This is a genomic window from Phycisphaerae bacterium (assembly GCA_018003015.1).
Lineage (GTDB): Bacteria > Planctomycetota > Phycisphaerae > UBA1845 > PWPN01 > JAGNEZ01.
In genome coordinates, this window is sequence record JAGNEZ010000050.1 from 1 (window position 1) to 12,397 (window position 12,397).

Annotated in this window: 7 protein-coding genes; 4 read left to right on the plus strand and 3 right to left on the minus strand. The window is 62.9% G+C overall.

The features are described 5' to 3' along the window. A partial coding sequence (locus KA354_18350; GenBank protein ID MBP7936607.1) for a beta-galactosidase occupies positions 1 to 2,425 on the minus strand: 2,425 nt, incomplete at its 3' end. A gap of 205 nt (positions 2,426 to 2,630) precedes the next feature. Here KA354_18350 and KA354_18355 point away from each other — a divergent pair. The 4 genes from KA354_18355 (at position 2,631) to KA354_18370 (ending at position 9,604) form a co-directional block, all read left to right on the plus strand. Then, positions 2,631 to 3,692: an acyltransferase gene (locus tag KA354_18355; GenBank protein MBP7936608.1), complete on the plus strand. Its 1,062-nt coding sequence runs from the start codon at positions 2,631 to 2,633 to the stop codon at positions 3,690 to 3,692. 175 nt (positions 3,693 to 3,867) lie between these two features. Continuing rightward, a complete protein-coding gene (locus KA354_18360) occupies positions 3,868 to 6,579 on the plus strand; it encodes an amidohydrolase family protein (protein ID MBP7936609.1) in 2,712 nt (903 codons plus the stop codon). A 233-nt stretch (positions 6,580 to 6,812) separates the two neighbouring features. Then, the gene (locus KA354_18365; GenBank protein ID MBP7936610.1) at positions 6,813 to 8,000 is read left to right on the plus strand and encodes a Gfo/Idh/MocA family oxidoreductase; all 1,188 of its coding nucleotides are present in this window, start codon (positions 6,813 to 6,815) and stop codon (positions 7,998 to 8,000) included. Positions 8,001 to 8,176: 176 nt separating this feature from the next. Beyond that, on the plus strand, positions 8,177 to 9,604 hold the full coding sequence (locus tag KA354_18370) for an amidophosphoribosyltransferase (protein ID MBP7936611.1): 1,428 nt from the start codon (positions 8,177 to 8,179) through the stop codon (positions 9,602 to 9,604). Between the two features lie 122 nt (positions 9,605 to 9,726). On the opposite strand, the gene KA354_18375 is transcribed toward KA354_18370, so the two are convergent. Both KA354_18375 and KA354_18380 read right to left on the minus strand, forming a co-directional pair. Continuing rightward, positions 9,727 to 11,016 carry a PQQ-binding-like beta-propeller repeat protein gene (locus KA354_18375; protein ID MBP7936612.1) on the minus strand — a complete coding sequence of 430 codons (1,290 nt, stop codon included), beginning with the start codon at positions 11,014 to 11,016 and terminating at the stop codon, positions 9,727 to 9,729. 116 nt (positions 11,017 to 11,132) lie between these two features. Beyond that, positions 11,133 to 12,341 carry a PQQ-like beta-propeller repeat protein gene (locus KA354_18380; protein ID MBP7936613.1) on the minus strand — a complete coding sequence of 403 codons (1,209 nt, stop codon included), beginning with the start codon at positions 12,339 to 12,341 and terminating at the stop codon, positions 11,133 to 11,135. Positions 12,342 to 12,397: the final 56 nt, after the last annotated feature.

The window sequence follows — 12,397 nt, forward strand, 5'->3', positions numbered from 1 at the left end:
CCAGGCGATTGCCCGCCCGAAGCGGGGCGATGGGCTCGCCCATGCCGTTGGTGATCTCCACCTTGCCGGCGGAATCGAAGGTCAGCACGCGGCTGCCCTGGGGCGCGCAGGCAACGACAACATCGCGGTCCGGCCCCTTAAAACGGCAGGCGTAAGCTCCTTCCCCGACGTCGAGTACTCCGGCCAGCCTGCAACCAGCCAAAGTGGTGGCCAACGTCGCGAGGCAACGGTACCCGGGTTTGAGTCTGAAGTCGCTGCGGATCAGGCCGAAGTTCTGCTCACTTTCGTACGGATCGTTGCCGTCGTTGCGGAAGTCGTACCAGGAGATGTTGGTCGCCACGCCGCTGGCCAGCGAGGCGAGGTAGATGCGAGCAACGAGTGATGCCTGGTTGCGCTCACTGTAGCCGCTGACCAGCTGTGTCGGGAAGCCGATCTCGGTCAGCCACAGGGGTCTGCCTCCACCCAGTCTATGAGCGTCCTGGAGTTCACGGATGTAGCCTTGGTCGTTCAGGCCTCCGCGGTAAGGGTGAATCGATAACGCGTCGAATTTCCCGCCCTTATCCATTGTTGTCTTGATGAAGGCACTGTCGATGCCCGATGTGGAACAGCCCATCACGACGGCCTCGGGATCCTCGGCCTTGATGGCCGCATACGACTGGGCCAGTAGATCCGCGTACATCTCCTTGGGTCCCGTCCAGAAGAAGATGTTCGGCTCGTTCCAGATCTCCCAGTGTTTCACCCGGTCTTTGTAGTGCCGGACGACCTGCCGAGCCCAGTTAGCGTAGTCGCGGATTCCCTCCGGTGTGTTGGGTTTGGTCCATCCTGACCAGTAGGCGAGCAGGCCGTAGACCTGGATGCCATGTCGGCGGTGGATATCAACGACCTGATCGTAGAAGGACCAGTCCAGTTTGCCCTGCCGCGGCTCGATCCGATGCCACTGGAACTCCTCCCGGGTCCATTTGACGCCCGCGCGCTGGGCAAGGGCGGCCACCCGGTTCATGTTCTCGATGCCCTCGGGGTTGCCGCCCCACCGGTAGAGGTAGACACCCATACCGATGGGACTATTGAGGTCGAGATCCGCCGAGCCCACCGATTCCGGTTCCTGAGACACTCCGATAGAGGCGGGCGGAGTGGCGGAGCCCGGCGCCACCCATCTGAAAACCGCATCCAAAGCATTGAAATCACCCATCGGGCAGGCAAACTCGTGGACCGCTGATCCACCGGATGCCGGCAGGGTCAGTTCGGTTGCATCCATCTTCGCGCGTTGGTCCAAACCACGAATGTCGCACACTAGCCGCCCGATGACCTCCTCCTGTCTCACGTTTGTCACCCGCACGGAGAACCGAGCTTGCCCCTTGTCGAGATGGGCGTCGGGCACAAGAAGCGTGTCGTGCCCCGGGGGCATCTCTGTGTCCACCTCCAGTCGCTTGAGCCGGATCTGGCCTTGCGCCGGACCGCTCGCCTGTTCAAGCCGGACTTCCACCATGCGCAGCGGAAACCGAACCACGCCGTCGTCTTGGCCACCCCGATGCTCCCAGTCCGTCATTGAGCCGAGTGCCACCTCAATCGTCTGCTCGCCCTTACCATCGAGACGACCGATCTCGCGGGAGAAAACCTGGAAATGCGACCCCATACTCGCGTGGACGGCGACACCGGCCGTGTCGGTATCGAGCACCAGCCTCAACTTGACCGGCTTACCCATCAGCGAGAAGTCCCGGCGCAGGCCTGGCGTATCTCCGGGGTTGAAGGCGAACCTCCAATTCCGGCCGTCCAGTTTGTTTCCGGCCCCGCCGCGGACGCTCCAGTGAGTGTTGCCGGAGAAGTCGTCCGGGACGTAGGTCGAGAGACCGGTGCGGTTTGGGCGACCGCTGGCCAGCAGTTCGACATCATCCAGCCGAAGCACGCCGACCCGCGGCTCGTCGCTGTTCTCGATGAGCACACCGAACCGTCTGGTCGGGAACTTGACCTTCCCATCCTTCGCCCCGCCCCAGGAGGATTGCCAGTGCCCGAGATCGACCTCCACTTGCTGCCAGTCGGCGAAATGGTATTCGAGCGGCTTCTGGAAGGTCTGGCCGCCGGCGTCCGTCGCTCGGAACGTCAGCTTGTGTCCGCCGGGTTTCTTGATCCAGAGCCGCACCGTCCGAGCCGTATTGCCTTCGGGCAGTACGAATCCGGCCTCGACGTAGTTGCCGCCGCCGGTAAAGTCGTACTGCAGAGCGAGGCACCCGCGAGCGAGGTGGCCTTCACGGCCATCCCATGCGATTGCTCCCTTGGCCCCGGGAAACTCCGGCCCACTATTGAAGTCCCAGGTTTTCGCCGAGCCCGCGTCGTCGAAGCTGATCGGTCCCGCCTTGAGTTTGGCGGCGGGCAGTGCGACCAACATGGCGGCGAGCCACGTCGTCACCCGTACACGAGGATCCACCATGGCCGGCCTCCCATTGAGCCACATAACGGACACGCCACGCACAGGGCCAAAGGAAGGTAGCCTTATTCCCGGCGATCGTCCAGCACCTCTGACGGGGTTGTTACCCGGGGATGCAGGCTTATTACTGGCCGCATGCGGCCTGAGGATGGTACCATTCCCGCATCCGGTCAGGTCGGGGTGCCTCCGGCCGACCTTCGAGAGGATCATGAGCAAGGACCGACACCTGACTTTTGACGCGTTCCGCGGCTTGGCGATACTCGCGGTAATCGCCCTTCACTGCCTAAACAGGCCCCCGGAGCGAGCCGATGCGCCTGACAGCGCCCTGGCGGGCTTGAACCAGGCATTCCCTGTCTTGTGGCGACCGTGGCTGGTATTCGCCGTCCCGGTCTTTCTGTTCATATCGGGCTACTTCCTATGCGACACCAGAATCAACAGCTGGGCGGAGTACCGCGCGCACCTCACGAAGCGTCTGCCTCGTATTCTCATCCCCCTGGTCACCTGGTGGCTTGTGGGCCGGCTCATCCTGGCAGGGGTCATGATCGCCTACTTCCGCACGGCACAGACCGACATGTCCGACGTAGCCCAACGGGAGCTTTACTTCAGGATCGCCTTCTTCATTCAAGGACCGTACTACTACCTGATTGTCCTGGCCCAGATGTACATCGTACTGCCGGTGCTAACCTGGCTGAACCGGATGGAGCTGGGGCGGCTGGGGCTGCTGGCCTTCTGCATCGCGTGGCTGGCTTTCCGGCAGCCGCGATTGTCGCAGTGGACTGTGCTCCTGCTCATCCCCTGGATGCTGTATTACCAGTTGGGAATGTACGTCGGCAGCCGCGCCACACTCAATTACCGCCGATACCGCAAGCTGATCGTGGCGGCCGTCGTGGTCTTCGGCTTCCTGGGTATCCTGGCGGGCCTTGCTCGACTCTGGGGATATGCGGCCGCACCCGCGGTGTCCGGAATCGCGCCCGTAGAAGCGGCCTATTCCTGTTCCGTGATTGTCTTGATGCTCTTGCTGGCCCAATCTCGGTGGGCACCTGACTGGCTGGTTTGGCTGGGGGGCTACTCGTTCGGCATCTATCTGATCCACATGCTGTTCGTTGTCCTGGCAGTCACCCTGGTTCGCCAGGTGGAGTGGTTGTGGGCCTTCCATCCGCTCTATCATACCGTGGTGGCAACGGCCACACTGGTGGGGTCTGTGCTCTTCATCGCCGGTGTGCGGCGTGTATTGCCGCAGAGGATCTGCCAGCGGTTCCTGGGGTTCTGACATGCCCAGCCGCAGTATTCGGTGTGACCATGGGAGCAACGAGGAGCCACGCACTCCCTCCGCGCTGCGAAGAGGGCGCCCTTGCCGGCTGGCCGGTCGCCTCATGGACGGAGAAGGGCACCTCGGATTATGCTGTCTCGGTCAACCAACCACGGACTCAGACGGGGTGGCGAAGATGAATACAGCACGATACATGTCCCGCTGGCACGCCATCGTGCGGACCGGGCGACCAGGAAGACCTGAAGGTACTCTGCTTCTCGCGGGCATCGCTGTTCTGGCGATCGCCCTCTCCGCTTTCGGGCAGGCGTCCGGCGGACGTTCTGCCTCTGCCGGTAGCCGCGACCGCTTCGTCATCATCGTGGATCCGGCGGCATTCGGACCGGCTGCCCAGGTTTTCCAGGAGGAGTTGAAGCGGCGTTTTGCGGCCGACAAGAACGCACCGGAGCTCGTGCTGGTCGAAGGTGCCGAGTCGAAAGTGCTGGCAGCTAAGGTACTTGCCGTGAGGGCCGACGGCGGCACGCTTCCGCAGGGTCTGCTTGACGTCCGCTCCAGCGCCACCCCCGACAAGCCTTCGCAGGCCTTCATCGAGGCCTATCACTACCCCTTCGGAGCCATCGCCCGGGATCACCTTGAGAGCCCGGAATACAGCTTCAAGTTTGCCTCCTGGTCGGCTCTGCTGGCGATCAGCCTGCATCAGTCTCTGGCGTCCACGCGCGGCGGCGAGCGGGCCCTCTTCGGCGAGACAGAAATGCGTATGGCTACCGACGCCAATCCGCACTTGCCGCGTGAAATCCTCGGCAGGACGGTGCGTCTGGTCTGCCAGGAACCCAAGCCGCTCGCCACTGGCCGCGCGGTTCGGCTCGCGTCACTGGTGAAAGAGGCTGTAGCAGGCCTTTCAGAGCAGACGAGCACGTGTCATATGATGGGTGTCGTTTCGGAGAAAGTGATCGGGAATCTCGCCCAGCAGCTACCCGCCAAGGTTCTGATTCGAAAAGGGAACGAGCTCGCTCGGGCACGCACAGAGCGGGTACTCGGGATGCCCGTGACCGACGGAATGCTCCTTGGCAGCGTTGAGGTCCGCGTCTTCAAGTACGAGTACCCGGACAGGGAGTCCTTGAAGCTGGCCGACCGACTGGCGGCCCAGGCTGCCGGCCAGGAACCGCCCGACCAGGTCGGTAAGCTGGTCGCGACGGTTCGCCCTTCCCCATCCGGCCTCTACGTCATCAGCGGTCTCGATCCGCTCGCGCCATACGTGATTCGTTTCATCGACACCAGCAAGGATCGCAATCACCCGCTTCGTCAGCTGGACGAGGTTGCGTTCGTGACCAGCTCGCGCCAGGGCATCGTTCGAACCGTGCCGGGGAAACACAGCCGCTACCTGCCCTTGCCGGATGAGTATCGGCCGCCGCCGCCCGTTCTGCCGGATGCCAAGGTGATGGATTACGTGATCGAAGGGGCGACGGTCTTTGACGGATCGAAGGACAAGCCGCGATTCACCGCCGATCTGGGCGTGATCGGGGAGCGAATCGCGGCCATCGGCGATCTGTCCACCGTGACCCGTCGAGGCACAATCGTGGGCCGTGGCTTGTTCCTCATGCCTGGTTTCGTAGACATACACAGTCACGCCGATGACAACGTGCTCAAGGTTGCCGACGCCCCATCACACATCCGCCAGGGCATCACCACCGTACTGGCCGGCAACTGCGCCTCTTCTCCGCTGGGCATCGGCGCCTTTCTCGACGAGGTGGATCGCAAGGGTAGCCCGTTGAACCTGGCCGTACTCATCGGCAACGCTCCGGTGCGCGAGCGGGTGATGGGCAAACGCAAGGGATTGCCCACCACCGAGGAGACCTACCGGCAGAAGGAGCTGGTGGACCTGGCCATGGAGGAAGGCGCGTTCGGCATGTCCACCGGTCTGATCTACGCGATCAGTGAGCAGGCCTTCCCTCTGGAACTCGCAGAACTCGCCAAGCAGCTCAAGCCCTACGGCGGATTCTATGCCAGCCACATCCGCGACGAATCCGACGGTGTACTCGGTGCGGTCCGCGAGGCTCTGTTCATCGGCGAGCTGGCCGAGGTACCCGTCCAGATCTCGCACATGAAGGCCAACCACAAGCGCAACTGGGGGGCGATGGAGCGTTACCTGGAGATCATGAAGGCTGCGCGGACGCGTGGCATGGACGTCACTGGCGACCAGTATCCCTGGCGAGCATCCGGCCCCGCGGCCCACTACACGCTCCACAAGCTGCTGGTCCGGGACGCGATCCGTGCCGGCACGCCCGAGGTTATCCTGCTCAAGAACATGCCCGGACAATACGCCAAATACTCCGGACGACCGCTGACCGAACTCCTCGCCGCCGAGAAGATCACGCCCCAGCAACTGATCGACCATCTCAAGCTAACCGAGGATTCGCCGGTTCATGCGACCTACCTCTGCATCGGCGAGGAGGACCTGTGCCGGGCCATGAAGGAGGACATCGTCATGGTCTGCACCGACGCCGGGCTGGCTTCTAGTGCGGACATTGCCGGCGGCAAGGTGAGCGACGCCCACCCGCGCAAGTTCCGCACCTATCCCGAGTTCTTCGCCCGTTACGTGCGCGATCGCAAGATCCTGTCCTGGGAACTGGGCGTCTACAAATGCACCGGACTGCCCGCCCAACGACTGAAGCTGACTGATCGAGGGGTGCTCAAACCGGGCGCGTTTGCCGATCTCGTGCTGCTCGATCCAACCAAGCTCGACCCGGGAAGCGACTTCCGCGACCAGGCTCCGCCCCCCAGGGGGATCCAGTGGGTATTCCTCAACGGCCGGCCCGTTCTCAAAGACGGCCAACCCGTCGACCTTCTTGCGGGCAAGGCGCTCCGTGGTTTTGGACATGAGAGACCGTGACCCGGATCGGTCATCGCAGCGAGACCAGAGGAGCACTGCGACCGGAGCCGCCGACGCATCCTCAATGGGAAGCACACGGTTCACATCATCGACATTCAGCCCGCATCACTTCGCCCTGTCCCCTGACACGCGTCGGCGAGGGTAGTACAATGCGCGCCTTGGCAGGGTCTCCGCAGGCCGCGTGCCGCGCCGACCCGGTTCTGGACAGTTCACTTGGGATGAAAGGACACGATATGACCAATCACCAGGACGATCACTCACGGCGAAGCGTCATTGCCGGCGGCTTGGGAGTCGCGTCGGCCGCTCTGCTGGCTTCGGGGCGCGAGCGCTTTGCCCTGGCCCGGCCTGCAGAACCCATCCTGCAGCCTGAGGCCCTGAAGGTCGCTCCCGGCGAGGACATCCGCTGTGGGATTATCGGCGTCGGCGGGCGGGGTACAGGGGTACTGGAAGCGATCAACCATGTGGCCGGCGTCCGGGTGACTGCCATCTGCGACATCGACGAGGCCAAGGCCAAGGCCGCCGCCGCGAAAGTCGCTGCTGACCAGCCCCGGCTGTTCAAGGACTACAAGGAGCTGATCAGCTTCAGCCCCATCGACGTCATCTTCGTGGAGACACCCTGCTACCTGCACGCCGACATGGTGGTTGAGGTGATGAAGTCGGGGCGGCACTGTTACGGTGAGAAGCCGATGGCCCTCAGTGTGGCCGACGTTGAACGGGTCGTTCGGGCGGTCGAAGCCAGCCGGAGGGTCTACCAGGTCGGAACGCAACTCCCCTACGCGGCCCCCTGGTTTGGAGCGATCAAGGCGGTCAATGAAGGCGCCATCGGCAAGCCTATCCTGATCCGGGCCCACCGGATGAATGGCGGCGACCTGCCTCATCACATTCCCTGGTTCTTCGACCGAAAACAGTGCGGGGATATCATCCTCGAGCAGGCGGTCCACGAGTTTGACATCTTCAACGCCCTGCTCCAGGACATCCCGGAACAGGCGTGCGGCTTCGGCGGCCAGGCCATGATGTTCAAACCCGCCGGCCGGAACATACGCGATCACTACGCCGTCGTCTTCGACTACGGGAAGGACCGCAAGGTCGCCTATTCGCATGCCTACATATCCGTACCCAACGTACCGTGCGACGGGCGGTCGGAGTTCGTTTACGGTACCGGCGGGGTGGTGGACGTCGAGTACGGCATGATCTACCCGCGCGACGGTAAGCCCCGGAAGGTCGAAGAGGAGCCGAAGGGCGACTCCACGCAATTGGCCGTCAACCATTTCTTCGAGTGCGTACGCAACGGCCGGCGCCCCCTGACCGATGTGACCCGCGGACGCAACGGTGCGCTGGTCGGCCTCCTGGGCCTCAAGGCCCTGGATACCGGACGTACGGCAACCATGAAGGAACTGCTGAGTCAGGGATACTCAGCGTAGTTGTCTTCACCGGTCGGCTGTCGCCTGTGACACCCTCGGCGAGTGGTGGGTAGGTTACTCCGTCTGCAAGCGGGTTGTCCGACTCGTGGAGCGGGCCCCGCTCACGACCTTGACGCAGTGAAGCACTGCGGCTAGATTGTCCTTTTAGCGTCGAATTGCCTTTTCAAAGGACGTACATCGGCGTGATTCCCCCCAGTATTCATCACCATTGCGGTCTCTTTGGCGTGTTTGGCCATCCCGAAGCCGTGCAGCTGACCTATCTGGGGCTCTATGCCCAGCAGCATCGCGGGCAGGAGTCGGCCGGCATCTGCAGTTGCGACCACGGTCCGATCAACCGTCACGCGGGCATGGGGTTGGTGACCGATGTCTTCGATCCGTCGAAGCTCGAGCAGCTGCGCGGGACGATGGCCATCGGACATGTGCGCTACTCGACCACCGGTTCCTGCCAGGCCAGCAACGCTCAACCTCTTCTGGTGAACTACGCTCGCGGGCAAGTAGCCGTCGCCCACAATGGCAACCTGATCAACGCCGCCCTGCTGCGCAACGAGTACGAGGAGCATGGGGCGATCTTCAACACCACCAGCGACACCGAGGTCATCGTTCACCTGCTGGCCAAGCCTCGCCATCTGGATCGTTCCGATCAGATCGTCCACATCTTGAGTCATCTGCAGGGCGCGTTTTCGTTGTTGTTCCTTTTCACCGACCGCATGGTGGCCGCTCGCGACCCGTTCGGGCTGCGTCCCCTGGTTCTTGGCAAGCTGGATAACGGGGCCATCGTCGCCGCAAGCGAGACGACTGCTCTGGACATCGTTGACGCCGAGTATCTCCGCGAGGTAGCCCCGGGTGAGGTCGTGACCATTGGGGACAAGGGTTTAAGCAGCAAGTGGATTGCCCCCCCCGGCGCGGTCCAGCCGGCTTACTGCATCTTCGAGCAGATTTACTTCGCAGACCCGGCCAGCGACGTGTTCGGCGAGAATGTCCACCTGGTTCGAGCGGCCATGGGCCGGCGGCTGGCCTGGGAGGCCCCGGTCGAGGCCGACATGGTCATGGCCGTGCCCAACTGCGCCCGCTGTGCCGCGATCGGCTACTCCCAGGCCAGCGGCATCCCCTACGGCCGCGGCTTCACCGTCAGCCACTACGCCGGCCGGTCGTTCATCATGCCTGAACAGAGCATGCGCGACCTGGCGGTGAAGATGAAGCTCAATGTGATCCGGGGCAACGTCAAGGGCAAGCGACTGATCGTCGTCGAGGACTCGGTCGTTCGTGGGACGACGACTCGCGGCAAGGTCGGGGCGCTGCGCAAGGCCGGTCCCAAGGAGATCCATCTCCGCGTGGCTAGCCCGCCCATCCGCCATCCCTGCTACTTTGGCATTGATTTCCCAGACCCGTCCACTCTCATCGCCAACAACCGGTCGGTGGATCAGATCCGCGACTATCTCGGTGTTGATTCGCTCCACTACCTCTCGGTTGAAGGTATGTTGTCCTGCGTCAAGCATCCCCCCGACCACTACTGCACCGCCTGCTTCACCGGCAAGTACCCGATGCCCGTTGACCATCCGGTCAACAAGCTCGCCTTTGAGCAGCAGCTCAAGATCCTCGAGTAGCGCGACGACGACTCAACGCCAGGCAAGGTCGCGACTGAGGCGATCGCCACTCCGATCCGGCGCAGCCGGCGGGAGTCGGGGGTGAGACGATGCCCTGGCCTACGCGAGAGGTACCTGCCCGATCATCGACCAGGCTGGGATGCGGCGATCTCCAGGGAGGCACACACGATCGCCTTGTCGTTGCGGGCGAAGACGTGACGATTCGCGAATGCCGGATGCGACCAGACGACGTCGCGTCGGCGCACCCGATTCGTAGGCTCGATGAGTCTGGCCCGGCTCAATTCCTCATATCCTTTCGGACTGAGGCGCGCGGTGATGAGCTCGCCCTGCTCGTTGGCGATGAAGACCCGATCGCCGCACGGAATCAGAAAGGCATTCCACCAGCGGTCATTGCCCGTCGGCTGATACGTCTCCCACACTCGCCCGCCGGTCTCGGCGTCCAGGCATCGCAGGGCACCGTAGCCGCCGACAGCATACAGGTACCCGTCTTTCAACCATGGCGTGGACATGAGGCAATGGACCTTCTCCGTGTCCAGTTCGCTGTCGCTTTCGCCTTTCCACGAGACGGTCGCGGCCGGCCGGTCGGCCGCGAGGCGGAGCATGAGCGGGCCGTTGTAGAAGGTCGAGACGAAGAGCCGGCGCCCGTCAGTAATCGGGGTGGCGATCGAAAGACCGCTTTCACAATGAAAGGGCTGTCGCCAGTAGAGTTCGCCGCTGTCAGGGTCGAGCGAACACAACTCCTCTGGCATCCACACAATCAGTTGCCGTGTCCCGCTTGCTTCGATGATCACCGGTGGGCAATACCCGATCTCCCGGGTTGACAGCGACCGCCAGATTTCGCGGCCGGTGTCCTTGTGAAAGGCCACCACGGCCGCAGTGTCCGGGCCTCCGATGAGGGCGATCAACCGCTCGCCGTCGATCAGCGGAGCGCTGGCGAAGCCCCACACCGGCACCGAAGCACGGTAATCCTTGACGTAGTCCTTGGTCCAGAGGACGCGGCCGTCGCGAGCATCGAGGCAGAAGAGGTGTCCCATTGCCCCAAGGGTATAGACCTTGGCGTCGCGCACCGTGGGCGTAGCCCGAGGGCCCGAGTCGTAGCTCACGCCATAGGTGCAGGCGTACTCGTGCCGCCAGAGCAGCTCTCCCGTGCCGGCATCCAGGCAGAGTACACGCTCGGTAGGCTTGTTCCTGTCGCGGTCGGTCACGAAGACTCTGCCATCTGCCACTGCGGGGCCGGCGTAACCGGGCTTGATCGCCACTCGCCAGCGGATCGGAAGCTGGCCGCCCTTACAACGGTCGGCGATGCCGGTCTCGCGCCAAATACCGTCGCGCAGCGGACCGCGCCACTGAGGCCAGTCATCAGCCGAAACGGACAGACCGCCCCCCTGAAGGACTGCCAGGAGTGACCCCATGATCAGGGAGCAACGCACGATCCGACTTGAACCTCCGCGGAGAAGAAGGGTCAGCGATGATCCGCCAGCTGCGCTGCGGGGAATTGGAACCGCCGAGACGCCGCTCCCTCCATGGCTCATTTCCTGCTCAGATCCACGCAGACGGCCTTCTTCAGGTTACGGGCGAAGAGCTTCCCCTGGTGCAGCGCGGGAATCGTCCAGCACCGTCCGTCGAGGATCGAGGCCGTCGCCGTCGGCTTGAACTCTTTCGGTGAGACCGGAGCGATCATCAGCTTGCCGCTTTCGGTCAGGACGATCAGCTGGTCGTCGGCCAGAAGAACTGTTGAGTTGGCGGTACGCTCGCGGACATCCCAGAGGATCTTCCCGGTCTTGAAGTCAACCGCCTTCAGCGACTTCTCATCTCCGCCATACAACACACCGTCCCTGAGGACGCACGACTGGAACTTGTTGACGATGTTCTTGTTCCGCCAGACCTCCTTGCCTTCCAGCTTGTCCCCGGCCGCGGCCATCTTGAACAGAGCACACCCGGTACCATAGCCGGAAGTCAGAAAGAGATGGCCGTCGTGGAAAATGGGGGACGAGGCATTAACGTCGTAGGAGGTCTTCCAGGGGGTCTTCCAGACCTGCTTGCCGGTCTTGGCGTCGGCGATGATCACGCACTTGCCCATGAAACCAACGATGTACCGCTTGTCTTCAAAGGTGAACGGGTAGGGCGTGGCATATCCCGCCTGCTCGTCGCCGCATTTCCAGACCGTCTTGCCGGTCATCTTGTCCAGAGCAAGGAGCCCGCCGTCGGCGTTGCCGGGCGTCACCACAGCCAGATTGCCCTCAATGAGGACCGAGTTGCTGTAGCCCCACTGAGGTTCGTTGTTTCCCTTGTACCGCCAGATCTCATCGCCCTTGGCCGCATCGAAGCACAGGACCAGGCCGTGCCCGCCGACAATGTAGATTCGGCCGCCGTCAAAAGTCGGCGTGGCCCGTGTTCCGTCACCGCCTTGTCCGTCTTTCCTCTCCGACTCGAATGCCTTCTGCCAAACGACGTCACCCGTTCCGGCATCTAGGCAGTAGAGCACCTGTTTCCTTTCCTTCGTGCCGCAGGTGAACACCTTATCACCTACACAGGCGAACGAGCTGAAGGCCGCGCCGATGGGCTTGTCCCAGATGATCTTCGGGGGCTCCGTCCACGTGGTAGCGAAGCCCGTCTCCGAGCTGATGCCGTCGTGGTTCGGCCCTCGCCAATGGGGCCAGTCACCTGCGGCTGCTGGCAAAGGACTCGCAACAACGCCGGCGAGCAGAATGAGGCCAGCCATCCAGGCGGTTTTCATACGATATCTCCCTTCGAAGAAAAGCTGAAACGATCTTGTTCTCCCGTCAAGGCATT

What these genes read in the sequence shown, in the direction of transcription:
- KA354_18355 (MBP7936608.1), top strand. Translation starts at nt 2,631, where the DNA reads ATGAGCAAGGACCGACACCTGACTTTTGACGCGTTCCGCGGCTTGGCG.
- KA354_18360 (MBP7936609.1), top strand. Translation starts at nt 3,868, where the DNA reads ATGAATACAGCACGATACATGTCCCGCTGGCACGCCATCGTGCGGACC.
- KA354_18365 (MBP7936610.1), top strand. Translation starts at nt 6,813, where the DNA reads ATGACCAATCACCAGGACGATCACTCACGGCGAAGCGTCATTGCCGGC.
- KA354_18375 (MBP7936612.1), bottom strand. Translation starts at nt 11,016, where the DNA reads ATGGGGTCACTCCTGGCAGTCCTTCAGGGGGGCGGTCTGTCCGTTTCG.
- KA354_18380 (MBP7936613.1), bottom strand. Translation starts at nt 12,341, where the DNA reads ATGAAAACCGCCTGGATGGCTGGCCTCATTCTGCTCGCCGGCGTTGTT.